The sequence below is a fragment of the Candidatus Allofournierella excrementavium genome (assembly GCF_048526665.1).
Lineage (GTDB): Bacteria > Bacillota > Clostridia > Oscillospirales > Ruminococcaceae > Allofournierella_A > Allofournierella_A excrementavium.
The window spans coordinates 48,608-64,208 of record NZ_DBGFPE010000042.1 but is presented as its reverse complement, the minus strand read 5'-3'; the positions used below and the strand labels follow the sequence as shown (position 1 = coordinate 64,208).

Genomic DNA, 15,601 nt, shown 5'->3' with positions numbered 1-15,601 from the left:
GCGTCGTTCCACAAAAGGGGAGGCGCGGGCGGCTGTTCGGTTCAGAGGCGGCAGAAAATGCCGCCCGGTTCAGAATTTTTTGCGCAGCAGCGCAAAATCGAAGAAGGCAGTGTAGTAAGAAAGAGAATACATCACCGGCTTCGCCAGCTTGGTGTAGCTCACTTCCTCCATCAGAAGAAGGGCTTCGTGAGGCTGGACTGCCAGGATGCGCCGGGAGGCGGGGTCGCCCATCACGGCGCTCACATGGGCCACGGTGCTCACCACCGAAACGCCGGCCACCTCTTCCAGAATGTCAAACACCGGGCGGCCGAAGTCCAGCCGGTCCACCAGTGCGGGAGGGAAGAGGACGACAGGCAGATAGTCCACCGACCAGATCACCGGCTGGCGGTCCGCCAGCACCCGTTTTTTCACCATCAGCACCGGCTGCCCCGGCTCGATGCCCAGCCGGGCGGCCATGGCTTCGTCCGCGTCCAGGCGCTGCACCAGAACGTGGTCGGCGTGGGGCGTGCGGCCCATGGAACGGATCATGGCGTTGTATTCGAATTTCTGGTCCAGGCGGCCCCGCACGGCCACCACCTGCCGGTTGATGACGGTGCCGATGCCCCGCACCCGCTCCACATAGCCTTCCCGTTCCAGTTCCGCCAGCGCGTCCCGGATGACGGTGCGGCTCACGCCCAGATTCGCGGCCAGCTCCACTTCCGCGGGCAGCCGGTCGGCCCCGGCATAACACCCGCTCCGGAGCTCCTCCAGCAGACGCGCGGCGATCTGCTGGCTGATCACCGCACCGCCCAGCGGGCCGTCCTCCGCTCTGTGTGTTCTTGCCATCAAGCGCACCTCCGCACCGTGCCCGGCCGGGCACGGCCAAAAATCATACTTTTCACCCCAGTATACCACATTCAGCGAAAAAATGCACGATTCCTGCCGCGCTGCCCTTGCGGCGGGGGCAAAACCGTGGTATCATGGCGGTGCATTCCTGAAAAGGGGAGGGAACACGATGCGGATACGCCCTTACTGCCCGTCCGACTGCGGCGCAATGGCGGAACTGTTTTTCAATACGGTCCACACGGTGAACGCCGCCGATTACACGCCCCGGCAGCTGGACGCCTGGGCCGACGGTCAGGTGGACCTGATGGCCTGGGACCGCTCCTTCCGGGCGCACTGCACCCTTGTGGCCGAAGAAAGCGGCGTGCTCATCGGCTTCGGAGACATCACCGCCGACGGCTATCTGGACCGGCTCTATTTCCACCATCTGCACCAGCGGCAAGGCGTTGCCGCTGCCCTTTGCGACCGGCTGGAAAAAACGGTGGAGGGCCCTGTCACCACCCACGCCTCCATCACCGCGCGCCCGTTCTTTGAAAAGCGGGGCTATCGGGTGGTGAAGGAGCAGCAGGTGGAGCGCCACGGCATCCTGCTGACCAATTTCGTGATGAAAAAACCGCGCTGAAATCAAAGACCGGGCAGGGAAGGGAAACCTTCTCTGCCCGGTCTTATATGTTTGTTTCAGCGGTTCTGGATGTACTCGTCGATGGCCTTGGCGGCTTCCTTGCCCGCGCCCATGGCCAGAATGACGGTGGCCGCGCCGGTCACCGCGTCGCCGCCGGCAAACACGCCCGGCCGGCTGGTGGCGCCGGTCTCGTCCGTCACGATGCAGCCGCGCCGGTCGGTGTCGAGGCCGGGGGTGGTGGAGCGGATGAGGGGATTGGGGCTGGTGCCGATGGCCATGATGACCGTGTCCAGCGGCAGCTCAAAGCGGCTGTCCGGCTTTTCCACCGGGCGGCGGCGGCCGGAGGCGTCCGGCTCACCCAGTTCCATCTCCACGCAGGCGATGCCACGCACCCGCTTGTTCTCATCGCCCAGCACTTCCACGGGGTTGGTGAGCAGCTTGAAGACGATGCCTTCCTCCTGAGCGTGTTCCACCTCTTCGCGGCGGGCGGGCAGCTCTTCCATGCTGCGGCGGTAGACGATGTACACTTCCTCCGCGCCAAGGCGCTTGGCGCAGCGGGCCGCGTCCATGGCCACGTTGCCGCCGCCCACCACCGCCACCTTGCGGCTGTGCTGGATGGGGGTGCGGCTGCCCGGCTGATAGGCCTTCATCAGGTTCACCCGGGTCAGATACTCGTTGGCGGAGTAAACGCCGTTCAGGCTCTCGCCGGGGATGTTCATGAAACGGGGCAGCCCCGCGCCGGAGGCCACATACACCGCCTCAAAGCCCTCTTCTTCCATCAGCTCGTCCACGGTGAGCACCTTGCCGATGACCATGTTGGTCTCGATGGAAACACCCAAGGCCTTGAGCCCGTCGATCTCCTGCTGCACGATGTCCTTGGGCAGGCGGAACTCCGGGATGCCGTAGACCAGCACGCCGCCCGCCAGATGCAGGGCTTCGAACACCGTCACGGTGTAGCCTTTTTTGGCCAGCTCGCCCGCGGCGGTGAGGCCCGAGGGGCCGGAGCCGATGATGGCCACTTTGTGGCCGTTGGGGGCAGGCTTTTCGGGGGCGGCGGTGGAGTGGGTGCGGTGCCAGTCGGCGGCAAAGCGCTCCAAACGGCCGATGCCCACGCTCTCGCCCTTGATGCCCCGCACGCATTTGCCCTCGCACTGGTTCTCCTGAGGGCAAACCCGGCCGCACACCGCGGGCAGGGCGCTGCTGGCGCTGAGCACCTGATAGGCGCCCTCAAAATCCTCTTCCGCGATTTTTTCGATGAATTCGGGGATGTGGATGCCCACCGGGCAGCCGGAAACACAGGGCATGTTCTTGCAGTGCAGGCAGCGCTTGGCCTCGTTCACCGCCATCTCGGGGGTGTAGCCCAGGGCCACCTCGTCAAAATTCTTGTTGCGCACGTGCGCCGCCTGGCTGGGCATGGGGCAGCGCTTCGGGTCCATATTCCGTTCCATCAGCGCACCTCCTTGTTCAGCAGATTGCAGCTTTCCTCGCGGGCGTGGGCCTCGAACTCCCGGTACATGCCGCCCCGCTGCAAAGCCTCGTCAAAGTCCACCAGATGGCCGTCGAAGTCCGGCCCGTCCACACAGGCGAACTTCGTCTGGCCGCCCACCGTCAGGCGGCAGCCGCCGCACATGCCGGTGCCGTCGATCATGATGGGGTTCATGGAAACGATGGTCTTGACGTTATATTTCTTGGTGGTCAGGCTGACGAATTTCATCATCACCAGCGGGCCGATGGCGATGACCTCGTCGTAGCCCTCGCCGGCGGCGATGAGCTCTTCCAGGGGCTTGGTCACAACGCCCTTCTCGCCCCGGCTGCCGTCGTCGGTCATCAGGATGAAGCGGTCGCTCACCGCTTTGAACTCGTCCTCCAGAATGACCAGGTCCTGGCTGCGGAAACCGGCGATGGTGTGCACCACGCAGCCCATCTCGTGCAGCTTCTTCGCCACGGGATAGGCGATGGCGCAGCCCACGCCGCCGCCCACCACGGCCACCTTTTTCAGGCCTTCCAGTTCGGTGGGGCGGCCCAGCGGGCCCACGAAATCGTGCAGTGCATCGCCCACGGCCAGACCGTTCAGCTGCATGGTGCCCGCACCCACCACCTGGAAGATGACGGTCACGGTGCCGGCGGCGGGGTCCTGGTCGGCGATGGTCAGCGGGATGCGCTCGGAGTCGGCGCAGGCCCGCAGAATGACGAACTGCCCCGGCTGGGCTTTCTTTGCGATCAGCGGCGCTTTTACCACCAGTTTGGTCACGGTGGGGTTCAGTTCGCTGCGCTCCACAATGGTAAACATGGCTTTCCCTCTTTCCCTTGTTTGCCCTCTATGGGTACTTCTTTATAGTATAGCGGAAAAGCGCCGCCCGCGCAAGGGCCCGGCGGCGTCGTTAAAAAGAAAACGGCGGGCCGTGCGCCCGCCGCTTTTTTAAAGATTGAGGGAATAGGTGCTCTCGCTGCCGCCGTTGTCCAGAATGTGCAGCTGATAGTCGATCTCGGGCCGGCTGCCGCCCTCGTACTCGTCTTTCCAGGGCTGTTCAAAGGTCTTTGCCTCCAGCGAAAAGCGGAGGTAGAAGGTCACGGTCCCCGAGGGTTCGCTGGGGCCGTTCTCGCTGCCCGGCTGGATGAAATCGGTGTCCAGCGCAAGGTTCAGGACTTCTTCGCCGGCCAGCGTGCCCGTCACCCACGCTTTCACAGGCCACTGATAGGGCCGTCCGTCCCTTGCATAGGACACGTCCACGGGGATCTCGTAATCGCCCGCTTCCTGCCGCACGGTATAGGTCTTGGAAAAAGACGTGTGGCTGGCGCTTTGCACCACGGGGGGCAGCTCCTGAATCTGCATCTCGTACTGGCTGGAAAAGGCGGGCTCGGTGTAAAGCTGTTCCACCTTTGTCTCACCGTCGCGCATGAGGCTGACGTTCAGGGTGTAGCTCTCCGCCAGAGGCACCCAGCCCTCGGCAAAGAACACATCTCCCTCGCCCTGCACCGCGTCCAGCGAGAGGCTCTGTCCGTCGCTCAGCACAAAGGTGAAGCGGAGGGCGCAGTCCTCGGTGATTGTGCGGGGCGTGGCGGAAAGGCTCATCAGCACCTGGCTCTCGGCGGGGGAGTACTCTTTGACCTGCACGTCCCAGCTGGCCAGCAGGCTCTCGGAGAAGGTGGTCTGCCCCTGGCCGAGGATGCCCGCGCTCAGCTGGCTTTGCAGCGCGGCAACGGAGCCGTCCAGTGTGGCAACGCTGCCCTGCACCGTGCCCAGCTGATTTCGCAGCGAGGCCAGCTGTCCGTTCTGCCATGCAAGGCCCGCCGCCAGCGCCAGCACCGCCAGTGCGGCCGGAACGCCCAGCCGGAGCAGGGTGCGCTTTTGCCGCCGGCGGTCGCTCCGGGCCTGCCCTTCCAGCAGGGCCTGCACCCCCTCCAGCGAGAGGGGCATCTGCGGCGGCCCGGCCTCAGGGGTGCTTTGCGCGTCCGTCTCTTCGCCGGTGAGCAGCGCGTCGATGCTCACCCCCAGCTCCTTTGCCAGTTGGTGCAGATTGTCCAGGCTGGGCAGGGTGGCGTCCGCCTCCCATTTGCCGATGGCCTGCCGGCTGACGCCCAGCTTTGCGGCCAGCGCCTCCTGAGAGAGCCCGGCAGCTTTTCGCAGCGACGCGATGCGGTTGCCCAAGGTCATAGCGGTGTTCCTCCTTGTGGTTTCTGAACTTATTCTATCAGAAACGACTCGTTTTCGCCACCAACATGGTTTTCCATTCCCTGCAACCAGCGGTTGCAGGGGCAAAAAAGGCCGCCCCGGCGGGGCGGCCTTTGCAAAAACGGGATGAGCGCTCAGCCCTGGCGGTTGAACAGCTTGGGAGCAACGCTGGCCAGCACCACCATGGCGATCACGGTGAGGATGGTCTCGGGGATCATGTAAGTGGCGTTGTAGACGGCGCTGTACAGCCAGCACAGGGCGTTCTCGCCCATGTTGGCGATGGCCGCGCCCCAGCCGAAGCCTTCCATCCACTCAAAAGCGGTCTCATAGTCCTTCCAGACGATGTAGCCGGAAAGGAAGCTGCACAGATAGCGGCCAAAGCACATGATGACGGTGCTCACGCCAATGCCCAGCGCCAGGGGCTTTTTGGGCTTGGCCACCAGGCAGGCCAGACCCAGCAGGGTGAAGGCCAGCACATAGTCCAGCAGGATGCAGCCCACCACGGCCCCGAAGGTCTGGCACCAGGCCAGATTCTTGATGCCCAGCATCAGCTGGATGAGGCTGTGGACGAAGGCGGTCAGCACGCCCCACTTCACGCCGTGACGGTGGCTCACCAGCAGGATGGGCGCCATGCTCACCAGCGTCACCGAGCCGCCCCGGGGCAGCTCGTAGACAGGAATGAAGCCCAGAACGGTGGCCAGGGCCACCATCAGCGCGCATTCCACCAGGATGCGGGTCTTGGAGAAGGTTTTGTTCATACAGGTTCAGCGACCTTTCAATGGATAGTACATAAAAACAAAAACGCCCCCGCGCAAAACTGCACAGGGGCGCTCGTCAAGCGTCCGATCCTCAAACTTCCTACGCCGGCATTACCCGGATCAGGTTCAAGGTGACCCGAGGCTGCGTTTCGCCTCGATCTCAGCCGGGTATGGCACCCAGCGCCCCTGTTTTTATGTCCGGGGTAAAGTATAGCGCCGTGCGAAAAGATTGTCAAGCTTTGGCGGCGGCTTTGCCCGTCTTGCAGATGTCCCGAAGGCAGCAGGCGGCGCAGTCGGGCTTGCGGGCGTCGCACACCGCCCGCCCGTGCAGCACGAACCGGTGGCACAAATCGTTGCCCTCCTCGGGGGGCACGATCTTCCACAGGGCCATCTCCACCTTCTTGGGGTCCTTCTCATCCTTCACCAGACCGATGCGGTTGCACAGCCGGATGCAGTGGGTGTCGGTGACGATGGCGGGCTTGCCGAACACATCGCCCATGATGAGGTTGGCGCTCTTGCGGCCCACGCCGGGCAGGCTCAGCAGGGCGTCGAAGTCGTCCGGCACTTTGCAGTCGTATTCGTCCCGCAGCTTGCGCATGCACAGGCTGATGTCCCGCGCCTTGGAGCGGCCCAGCCCGCAGGGCTTCACGATGGCCTCGATGTCCTCCGGCTCGGCGTCGGCCAGTTCCTTCACGCCGGGATATTTGGCAAACAAGTCCTTCACCACCACGTTCACCCGCGCGTCGGTGCACTGGGCGGCAAGACGCACCTCCACCAGCAGCTGCCATGCATGGTCATAGTCCAGCGTGCACTCCGCCAGCGGATAGGCCTGTTTCAGCCGTTCGATCACTTCCAGTGCAAGGGCCTTTGTGGTCATAATTTCTCCCTCGTTTCCGATGTTTTCCGCCATTATAGCATGAATTCTCACAAAGCGCAAACCGGCCCTTGTGCCGGCGGCCCGGCGGGGGTATAATGATACATATACTGTCCGTCGGGGCAAAAGCACACTGAGAAAAGAGGGGAACTTCATGTACAAGGAAATGATCGACACCATCGGCTTTGTGGCCGGGCAGGACCCGGAACTGGCCGCGGCCATGGAACGGGAACTGGTCCGCCAGCGGCAGAACATCGAGCTCATCGCCAGCGAGAACATCGTCAGCCCGGCGGTGATGGCCGCCATGGGCAGCGTGCTCACCAACAAGTACGCCGAGGGCTATCCTGCCCACCGCTATTACGGCGGCTGTGCCTGCGTGGACGAGGTGGAGAACCTGGCCATCCAGCGCGCTTGCCAGCTGTTCGGCGCGAAGTTCGCCAACGTGCAGCCCCACTCCGGCGCGCAGGCCAACCTGGGCGTCTATTTCGCCCTGCTGGACCTGGGCGACACCATCCTGGGCATGGATCTTGCCGCCGGCGGCCATCTGACCCACGGCAGCCCGGTGAACATGAGCGGCAAAAACTACAACTTCGTGGCCTACGGCGTGGACGAGAACGGCTTCCTCGACTATGAAGCCCTGCGCCGTCAGGCCCTGGAAGTGCGGCCCAAGATGATCGTGGCGGGCGCTTCCGCCTATCCCCGCGCCATCAAGTTTGACGTTCTGGCGGACATCGCCCACGAGGCGGGCGCGCTCTTGATGGTGGACATGGCCCACATCGCGGGCCTCGTGGCGGGCGGCGCTCACATGAGCCCCATCCCTTACGCCGACGTGGTCACCACCACCACCCACAAGACCCTGCGCGGGCCCCGGGGCGGCATGATCCTCACCAACAACGAGGAGATCGCCAAGAAGGTGAACAAGGCAATCTTCCCCGGCACCCAGGGCGGCCCGCTGGAGCACATCATCGCCTCCAAGGCGGTCTGCTTCGGCGAGGCGCTGAAGCCGGAGTTCAAGACCTACGCCCGGAACATCGTGACCAACGCAAAAGCGCTGGCCGACGGCCTGCAAAGCCGGGGCGTGAAGCTGGTGAGCGGCGGCACCGACAACCATATGATGCTCATCGACCTCTCCGATTTGGAGTGCACCGGCAAGGAGTTGGAGCACAACCTGGACGAGGTGCACATCACCGCCAACAAGAACTCGGTGCCCGGCGAAAAGCGCAGCCCCTTCATCACCAGCGGCCTGCGCGTGGGCACCCCGGCGGTGACCACCCGCGGCTTCGGCGTGGCGGAGATGGACGTCATCGCCGGCTGCATCGCCGACTGCATCTTTGACTTTGAGGGCAAGAAAACGGACGTGGCCGCCCGTGTGGAGGAGCTGGTGCGCCGCTTCCCGCTGTACGAATAAAAACGCTGCGTTCCCGGCGGCCGGGCCTTCGTTCGGCCGCCGGGGCTGTTTTGAGGAGAAAAGGCTATGGCTTATATTGAGTGCAAACTGAAATCCCAGCGGCTGCTCACCACCGTGGGCGTCAAGATCTATCTGCCGTGCGACCTGCCGGTGGAGGTGGGCAACAAGGTAAAGGGCGTGTTCACCCTGCTTCATGGCTTCACCAACAGCGGCGACGACTGGATGCAGATGACCGCCGCCCCCCGCTACGCCGCCGACAACGGTCTGGCGCTGGTGGCGCCGGACTGCGGCAACTCCTTCTACCAGGACATGACCTACGGCGGGGCCTGGGCGGGCTTCGTCACCGAGGAGCTGCCGGTGCTGCTGCGGGAGATGTTCCACCTGCCCGCCGAGCGGGAGAAAAACTTCATCGGCGGCCTTTCCATGGGCGGCTACGGCGCATTGTATCTGGGCCTCAGCCGTCCCGACCTCTATGCCGGCTGCGCTTCCTTCTCCGGCGCGGTGGATGTGGCCATGATGCTGGAGCACTCCCACATCCCCGGCGTCAAGGAGGTGTTCGAGCCCATCTTCGGGCCGGACCTGCGCCTGCCGGAGGCCAGCGAAGTCCGGCAGCTGGCGGCCAAGGTGGCCGCCCTGCCCGCCGACCAGCAGCCGAAGATCCTGCTCACCAACGGCTTCCAGGACCAGGAGCCCTACTACATCCGCTACCAGAACGACTCGGTGGACGAGTGCCTGCGGGCGCTGCCTCTGGCCCACTACCGCCGCCTGCAGTGGGACGGCGTGCACGAGTGGAACTTCTGGGACCGCAGCCTCGTCTATGCCATCGACGACTTTGTGAACCCCGGCTATGCGGCCAAAAAGCTGAACGACTGGGCCGCGCCGGTCACCGAGACGGGAGGTGCCCCCCGTGGCTGAACCGCTGGCCCAGCGCCTGCGTCCCCGCACCCTCGGCCAGGTGTGGGGGCAGAAGCATCTGCTGGGGGAGGGGTGCGTGTTCCGCCGCGCCATCGAGAGCGGGACGGTGCCCAACATGATCTTCTACGGCCCGCCGGGAGTGGGCAAGACCACCGTGGCCCGCATCATCGCGGAACAGAGCGGCATGCGGCTGCACAAACTCAACGGCACCTCCGCCTCCACCGGGGACATCAAGGCCGTGCTGGCGGAGATCGGCACCCTGCAGAGCCAGGGCGGCCTGCTGCTCTATCTGGACGAGATACAGTACCTGAACAAAAAACAGCAGCAGAGCCTGCTGGAGTGCATTGAGGACGGCACCGTCACCCTCATCGCCTCCACCACCGAGAACCCCTATTTCTACATCTACAACGCACTGCTCAGCCGGTGCGCCGTGTTTGAATTCAAATCCCTCACTCCCGCCGACGTGGCCGACGGCCTGCGCAGCGCGGCCCAGCGCCTCTCCGAGATGGACGGCGCGCCCCTGGCGGTGGATGAGGAAGCCCTGGATATCCTGGCCCACGGCTGCGGCGGCGACATGCGCAAGGCGCTGGGCTGCCTGGAACTGGCGGCCGCCGCGGCGCCCGCTGATTCGGATGGTGTGCGCCGGGTGGACGGGGAGATGGCCCGTCAGGTCACCGGGCGCACCGCCATGCGCTACGACAAAAACGGCGACGACCACTACGACATCCTCTCTGCCTATCAGAAATCCATGCGCGGATCCGACCCGGACGCGGCGCTGCACTATCTGGCCCGCCTGCTGGAAGCGGGGGACCTGGTGAGCGCCTGCCGGCGGCTGATGGTCTGCGCCTGCGAGGACGTGGGCCTTGCCTGGCCCCAGATCATCCCCATCGTCAAGGCGGCGGTGGACGCCGCCACCATGCTTGGCCTGCCGGAAGGACGCATCCCTCTGGCGGACGCGGTCATCCTGGTGGCCACCGCGCCCAAGTCCAACAGCGGTGAGGCGGGCATCAACGCCGCCATGGCCGACCTGCAGAAGGGCCGCAGCGGCCCCATCCCGCGCCAGCTGCAGAACAAGCACTTCGACGGTGAGGACGCGGCGGTGAAGGGCCAGCACTACAAATACCCCCACGCCTATCCCGGCAGCTGGGTGGCCCAGCAGTATCTGCCCGACGCGCTGGTGGGCACCCAATACTACCACTGGGGCGAAAACAAGACCGAGCAGGCGGCCAAAGCCTATTGGCAGCGGGTCAAGGGCCAGCAGGGAAGCGGCGAAGAAAGCTGAAACCAAGCGCCCTTGACAAAATATGTGAAAACAATTACTATTATAAAAAACACGACAATGCACCGCGCGGCGGGGGAGCCGCGGCGGGCGAGAACAGGAGGGAAAAGACCATGCGCTATTCACGGCAGCGGGAGCTGGTGATGCGGCAGGTGCAGAGCCGCTGCGATCACCCCACCGCCGACGAGATCTATACCGCCGTGCGGGACGACTGCCCCGGCCTGAGCCTGGGCACGGTGTACCGCAACCTGAACGGCCTTGTGGAGGCCGGGCGTGTGCGCCGGGTGAGCGTTCCCGGTCAGGCTGACCGGTTTGACCGCACCCTGGCCGATCACGACCATATGTTCTGCACCCGGTGCGGCCGGGTGGAGGACGTTCAGCTGGACAAAACGCCGCTGAACGAGATGATCGCCAGCCGGCCGGAACTTGCCATCGAGGGCTATGCGCTCACTCTGTATGGGGTGTGCAGCGCCTGCCGCGAGGCGAGCGGTTCCTGACGCATAAAGAAATCCCCGCCTGTTTGTTTTGGCAAACAGGCGGGGATTTTCTATGTCCGAAACAGTCCGGCTTACTTCTCGGCGATGGCCTCGATCTCGCACAGAACGCCCTTCGGCAGGGCCTTCACAGCCACGCAGCTGCGGGCGGGCTTGGAAACGAAGTACTTGGCGTACACTTCGTTGAAAGCGGCAAAGTCGCCCATGTCAGCCAGGAAGCAGGTGGTCTTGACCACGTTCTCAAAGCCCACGCCGGCAGCCTCCAGAATGGCGCCCACGTTCTTGCAGCTCCACTCAGCCTGCGCAGCGATGCCCTCGGGCACGTTGCCGGTGGAGGGGTCCACGGGGATCTGGCCGCTGGTGAATACGAAGCCGTTCACCTCAAAACCCTGAGAATAGGGGCCGATGGCGCCGGGCGCCTTGCTGGTCTCGATAACTTTCATCTTGTATGACCTCCTTGCAGTATTCCGTCGTTCAAAGGAGAGGCCTTTTTTGTGAAAAGGCCGTCTTTATCTTTATTATAACAGACCCGTCTGTGAAATCAACCTTTTTTGCACGATGCGAAAAAAATTGCAGGGCCGCCCCGTTTTTGAGCGGGGCAGCCCTGCGCGCGTCACTCCGCAGGCTCGCTCTGGCAGCCGCAGCCGCGCTGGTCCGGGCCGCACTCATCGGGTCCGACAGGCTTGCGCTGCTCGGGGGCAGCGCCCCCGAACACCGAGGGGAAATAGGCGCCCATGCCCAGCCCCTCGTAAAAGGCGTCGGCCTCGGTCACAAGGCCCTCCGCCCGGGGTGGGCGGCAGCCGGGCTGGTGAGGGTCGGGCACGCCCACTTCGGTCACGGCGTTCTGGTCCTCGTGATGAGTTTCATGGTATTCGTGGTCCATAGATCGTTCCTTCCTTTCTTTTTCAAGCGGGGCCCATCGCCCCGCTTTTAGTATGCCCCATGCCCGCGGGATATTTCACAAAAGAACCGGCTTGACAAACGTCCGAAATCGTACTAAAATGGCAAGTACGATTTCGGACCAAAGGGGGGCGGAGAATGATCAGGACCACCCAGGAAAAGCTGAACCGGTTCAATTACCTCCTCGGCGAGACCGAAGCTGCCTACCATGAGCTCAGCTTAAAGATGGGCTATCCAGACAGCGCCATGAAGGTGCTGTACGCGATCTGTGACAATGGGGGCAGCTGCCCGCTGCGCACCATCCGCCGGCGCTCTGGCCTGAGCAAGCAGACCATGAACTCCGCGATCCGCAAGCTGGAAGAGGCGGATGTGCTCTATCTGGAAAAGGACGGCGGCCGGGCCAAAAACGCACATCTGACTGCCCACGGCCAGACGGTGGCGGAAGCGACGGCCATGCGCATCCTCCGGATCGAAAAAGACATATTCGCGTGCTGGTCCGAAGAGGAAGTGGAGACCTATCTGCGCCTGACGGAGCGGTATCTCGCCGATCTCAAGGAAAGGACGGCACAGCTGGAAAGAAAGGTATAACATGCGGATACGATTCTCTGACCATTTCACATGCAAAAAACTTCTGCGCCTGACCTTCCCCTCCATGATCATGCTGGTGTTCACCTCCATCTACGGCGTGGTGGACGGGTTCTTCGTCTCCAACTTTGTGGGCAAAAACGCCTTCACCGCGGTGAATTTCATCATGCCTTTTCTGATGATACTGGGCGCGGTGGGCTTCATGTTCGGCACGGGCGGCGGCGCGTTGATCGCCAAGACCCTGGGCGAAGGGGACAAAGAGAAGGCCGGGCGGCTGTTCTCGCTGGTGGTGTATGCCTCGGCGGGGCTGGGCGTGGTGCTGGCGGCAGCGGGCCTTCTGCTGCTTCGCCCGCTGCTGGTGCTGCTGGGGGCCGAGGGCCAGCTGCTGGAAAACTGCGTGCTCTACGGCCGCATCATCCTGCTGGCAAACCCCATGTACATCCTGCAATATGAATTCCAGTGCCTGTTCCCCACGGCAGGCAAGCCCGCCCTCGGGCTGTATGTCACGGTGGCGGCGGGGCTCACCAACATGGTGCTGGACGCGCTGTTCGTGGCGGTGCTGCCCTGGGGCATCCAGGGCGCGGCGGCGGCCACGGCCATCAGCCAGTGCGTGGGCGGGCTCATCCCGCTGGTCTATTTTGCGCTGCCAAACCGCAGCCTGCTCCGCCTGGGCCGCACGCGCATGGAACCCCGGGCGCTGGTCAAGGTGTGCGCCAACGGCTCCTCCGAGCTGATGAGCAACATTTCCATCCCGCTGGTGAGCATGCTCTACAATCTGCAGCTGCTGGCCATGGCAGGGGAGGACGGTGTGGCCGCCTACGGTGTGCTGATGTATGTCAGCCTTATCTTCCAGGCGGTGTTCCTGGGCTATTCCGTGGGCACTGCGCCGGTCATCAGCTATCACTACGGTGCGCGGAACGCCGCAGAGGTCAAGGGCATTTTGCGCCGCAGCCTGGGGCTGATAAGCGTGTTCGCCCTGGCGATGTTCGCGGCGGCCCTGGGGCTGGCGCAGCCGCTGTCCCGCCTGTTCGTGGGCTACGACCAGGCGCTCTATGAGCTCACGGTGCGCGCCTTCGGCATTTTTGCCTTCTCCTTCCTGTTCACCGGCTTTGCCATCTTCGGCTCGGCCTTCTTCACCGCGCTGAACAACGGCCTTGTGTCGGCAATCATCTCCTTTCTGCGCACCCTGCTGTTCCAGGTGGCGGCGGTGCTGATCCTGCCGCTGTTCTGGCAGGTGGACGGCATCTGGGCCGCCAGCGTCGCGGCGGAATGCATGGCCGCCCTGGTGGCCGGGGCGTTCCTCTGGCGCTGCCGGGACGAGGCAAATCTCATGGCCGCGTGAGAAAATAAAAAAAGAGCCGCGCCTGCAAGCTGCTGCTTGCGGGCGCGGCTTTTTTGATGCGATTTTACTCCAATTTGCGCAGGTGAGCCTCGGTCTCGCGCAGAAAAGCCTCCTCCTCCGGGCGCAGAAGATGGTCCTTGCGCCATATCACCGAAAAGTGGGTGCGCCGGTTGGTCTCAAGGGGGATGGCGCGGATCTCCGGGTCATTGTCGAACAGTCCCTGCAACAGCACGCAGGAAGCCCGTCCCTCCCGGATGGCCTGACCGATGCCGTTCAGATCTGTGGAGAAAAACAGGATGTTCTCCGGCCAGACGTTGTTGAGCAGGATGCTCATCATCTCGCCGAACTCTGAGCGGCTCATGGGATATTCGGTGAAGGCGGCCAGCGGCACCTGCTGCAGTTGACGGGGGTCCAGGGTGCTGAAACTGCACAAGGGGTCGTCCCGGCGGGTGTACAGTACCACATCGAAACTGGCCAGGTCGTAAACGCAGAATTCCTCCAGGTCCCGGCTGTCCACCGAGGAGATGATGGCAAGGTCCAGAAGTCCGTCCCGCACCGACTGCATCAGATAATCGCAGCCGTAAAACCCCAAAAATGCGAGAGACTCGCGGGACATGTCAAAGCCGCCGGCGAACATCCGCTGCACCAGCTGCTGCACGATGATGGAAATGCCCACCCGCAGGGGCGAGCGCTGGCTGCCGATACTGCGCATCTGGCGGGAGATGTCTTCAAACCCGTTCAGCAGCGGGCCCGCCAGCTGGGCAAGATGCTGCCCGGCCTGAGTGGGCTGCAGCGGCTTGGTGCGCAGGAACAGCTTGACGCTGAACTCGTCCTCCAGCTCCTGAATGGCAGTGGAGACCGACGGCTGCGAAACATACAGTGCGTTGGCCGCTCTCGTCATGTTGCGGTATTCATACACCGCCTGAAAGTATTGAAGCTGCAAAATGGTCATGCCCACACCCCCTGACACTCAGTATAGCAAAAACCGGCTTGTCTTGTAAGCTGTTTGTGAAAAAGCAAACATAGTTTTCTTTTATGCCTTTGCCGTTTGCATCGCAAACCCGTATTTCCATTTTGGCGGTGGGGATGTGTACAATGAAAACAGCGCTGAAAGCCAAAGCGCAAAAACAAAAAACGGAAGGATGAGGAAGTATGAAACGGCTGGAAAACAAGGTGGCTATCATCACGGGCGCGGCCATGGGGCAGGGCGCGGCCGAAGCGTATCTGTTCGCCAAAGAGGGCGCAAAAGTGGTGGCAGCGGACATGGCGGAGGACGCACTGAAAGAGACCGTGGACGCCATCAACGCGGATTTCCCCGGCATGGCGCTGGGCGTGCACCTGGATGTGGCCAGCGAAGAGAACTGGCAGCAGGTGGTGAAGCAGGCCGTGGAAACGTTCGGCACGGTGGACATCCTTGTGAACAACGCGGGCGTGGGTTCCCGGGGCGTCAACTATGACAAGACCGACCGGGAAGCCTTTGACCGCATCATGGGCATCAACGCCTGGGGCTCCTTTGCGGGCATCAAAACGGTGGTGCCGGTGATGAAGAAGGCCGGCGGCGGTTCCATCGTGAACGTGTCCTCGCTGGCCGCGGTGGTGGGCGTGGAATTCAACGCCTACACGCTGACCAAGGGCGCTGTGGTCTCCATGACCCGCGCCGCCGCCGTGGACCTGGGCAAGGACAACATCCGCGTCAACACCATCATCCCGGGCACCATCGTGACCCCCATGACCAAGATCATCTGTGATTACCCCAAGGTGCTCAAGTCCTGTGAGGAAAAGACCTGCCTGGGCCACATTGGCGAGCCCAACGACATCGCCTACGGCGTTTTGTATCTGGCCAGCGACGAGGCCAAGTATGTCACCGGCTCCGATCTGACCATCGACGGCGGCGAGCGGTTCAAAGACGCGCTGGAGCTGGAACTGTGA

Annotated in this window: 17 protein-coding genes and 1 riboswitch; of the genes, 8 read left to right on the top strand and 9 right to left on the bottom strand. The window is 63.3% G+C overall.

What is annotated here, in order from left to right; all coding sequences use genetic code 11:
* Positions 1 to 69: 69 nt before the first annotated feature.
* On the bottom strand, positions 70 to 825 hold the full coding sequence (locus ACMI1Q_RS10270) for a GntR family transcriptional regulator (RefSeq protein ID WP_419503694.1): 756 nt from the start codon (positions 823 to 825) through the stop codon (positions 70 to 72).
* Between the two features lie 169 nt (positions 826 to 994).
* Here ACMI1Q_RS10270 and ACMI1Q_RS10265 point away from each other — a divergent pair, with 169 nt between their 5' ends.
* Positions 995 to 1,444 (top strand): GNAT family N-acetyltransferase, encoded by a 450-nt coding sequence (locus ACMI1Q_RS10265; protein WP_419503693.1) that lies wholly within the window; start codon positions 995 to 997, stop codon positions 1,442 to 1,444.
* Between the two features lie 56 nt (positions 1,445 to 1,500).
* Here ACMI1Q_RS10265 and gltA read toward each other — a convergent pair whose 3' ends face one another.
* The 5 genes from gltA to ACMI1Q_RS10240 form a co-directional block, all read right to left on the bottom strand.
* Entirely contained in the window at positions 1,501 to 2,892 is a 1,392-nt protein-coding gene (gene gltA, locus ACMI1Q_RS10260; protein WP_419503692.1) for an NADPH-dependent glutamate synthase, read from the bottom strand.
* Complete coding sequence (locus tag ACMI1Q_RS10255) at positions 2,892 to 3,734, bottom strand: sulfide/dihydroorotate dehydrogenase-like FAD/NAD-binding protein (RefSeq protein ID WP_177521146.1); 843 nt, start codon at positions 3,732 to 3,734, stop codon at positions 2,892 to 2,894. The genes gltA and ACMI1Q_RS10255 overlap by 1 nt, the downstream gene beginning before the upstream one ends.
* A 129-nt stretch (positions 3,735 to 3,863) precedes the next feature.
* The gene (locus ACMI1Q_RS10250) at positions 3,864 to 5,099 is read right to left on the bottom strand and encodes a helix-turn-helix domain-containing protein (RefSeq protein ID WP_419503691.1); all 1,236 of its coding nucleotides are present in this window, start codon (positions 5,097 to 5,099) and stop codon (positions 3,864 to 3,866) included.
* 152 nt (positions 5,100 to 5,251) lie between these two features.
* A complete protein-coding gene (locus ACMI1Q_RS10245; protein ID WP_177521147.1) occupies positions 5,252 to 5,875 on the bottom strand; it encodes an energy-coupled thiamine transporter ThiT in 624 nt (207 codons plus the stop codon).
* 80 nt (positions 5,876 to 5,955) lie between these two features.
* Positions 5,956 to 6,073: riboswitch (TPP riboswitch) on the bottom strand.
* 34 nt (positions 6,074 to 6,107) lie between these two features.
* Positions 6,108 to 6,752: an endonuclease III domain-containing protein gene (locus ACMI1Q_RS10240; RefSeq protein ID WP_330057661.1), complete on the bottom strand. Its 645-nt coding sequence runs from the start codon at positions 6,750 to 6,752 to the stop codon at positions 6,108 to 6,110.
* Positions 6,753 to 6,903: 151 nt separating this feature from the next.
* Between ACMI1Q_RS10240 and glyA the strand changes: the two genes are divergently transcribed.
* The 4 genes from glyA (at position 6,904) to ACMI1Q_RS10220 (ending at position 10,848) form a co-directional block, all read left to right on the top strand.
* Complete coding sequence (glyA, locus tag ACMI1Q_RS10235) at positions 6,904 to 8,157, top strand: serine hydroxymethyltransferase (protein WP_419503690.1); 1,254 nt, start codon at positions 6,904 to 6,906, stop codon at positions 8,155 to 8,157.
* Positions 8,158 to 8,223: 66 nt separating this feature from the next.
* On the top strand, positions 8,224 to 9,072 hold the full coding sequence (locus ACMI1Q_RS10230; RefSeq protein ID WP_419503689.1) for an alpha/beta hydrolase: 849 nt from the start codon (positions 8,224 to 8,226) through the stop codon (positions 9,070 to 9,072).
* Positions 9,065 to 10,354 (top strand): replication-associated recombination protein A, encoded by a 1,290-nt coding sequence (locus tag ACMI1Q_RS10225; RefSeq protein ID WP_417025484.1) that lies wholly within the window; start codon positions 9,065 to 9,067, stop codon positions 10,352 to 10,354. Before ACMI1Q_RS10230 ends, ACMI1Q_RS10225 begins: the two co-directional genes overlap by 8 nt.
* Before the next feature lie 110 nt (positions 10,355 to 10,464).
* Entirely contained in the window at positions 10,465 to 10,848 is a 384-nt protein-coding gene (locus ACMI1Q_RS10220) for a Fur family transcriptional regulator (RefSeq protein WP_419503688.1), read from the top strand.
* A 71-nt stretch (positions 10,849 to 10,919) separates the two neighbouring features.
* On the opposite strand, the gene ACMI1Q_RS10215 is transcribed toward ACMI1Q_RS10220, so the two are convergent.
* Together ACMI1Q_RS10215 and ACMI1Q_RS10210 are read right to left on the bottom strand one after the other, a co-directional pair.
* A complete protein-coding gene (locus ACMI1Q_RS10215; protein WP_177521153.1) occupies positions 10,920 to 11,288 on the bottom strand; it encodes a RidA family protein in 369 nt (122 codons plus the stop codon).
* 170 nt (positions 11,289 to 11,458) lie between these two features.
* Entirely contained in the window at positions 11,459 to 11,728 is a 270-nt protein-coding gene (locus tag ACMI1Q_RS10210) for a hypothetical protein (RefSeq protein WP_419503687.1), read from the bottom strand.
* A gap of 155 nt (positions 11,729 to 11,883) precedes the next feature.
* On the opposite strand from ACMI1Q_RS10210, the gene ACMI1Q_RS10205 reads away from it, so the two are divergent.
* Together ACMI1Q_RS10205 and ACMI1Q_RS10200 are read left to right on the top strand one after the other, a co-directional pair.
* Positions 11,884 to 12,333, top strand: a complete 450-nt coding sequence (locus ACMI1Q_RS10205; protein ID WP_419503686.1) for a MarR family winged helix-turn-helix transcriptional regulator — start codon at positions 11,884 to 11,886, stop codon at positions 12,331 to 12,333.
* A 1-nt stretch (position 12,334) separates the two neighbouring features.
* Positions 12,335 to 13,672 carry an MATE family efflux transporter gene (locus ACMI1Q_RS10200; protein WP_419503685.1) on the top strand — a complete coding sequence of 446 codons (1,338 nt, stop codon included), beginning with the start codon at positions 12,335 to 12,337 and terminating at the stop codon, positions 13,670 to 13,672.
* 64 nt (positions 13,673 to 13,736) lie between these two features.
* Here ACMI1Q_RS10200 and ACMI1Q_RS10195 read toward each other — a convergent pair whose 3' ends face one another.
* On the bottom strand, positions 13,737 to 14,624 hold the full coding sequence (locus tag ACMI1Q_RS10195) for a LysR family transcriptional regulator (protein WP_419503684.1): 888 nt from the start codon (positions 14,622 to 14,624) through the stop codon (positions 13,737 to 13,739).
* Between the two features lie 200 nt (positions 14,625 to 14,824).
* Between ACMI1Q_RS10195 and ACMI1Q_RS10190 the strand changes: the two genes are divergently transcribed.
* Positions 14,825 to 15,601, top strand: a complete 777-nt coding sequence (locus ACMI1Q_RS10190) for an SDR family NAD(P)-dependent oxidoreductase (protein ID WP_394979025.1) — start codon at positions 14,825 to 14,827, stop codon at positions 15,599 to 15,601.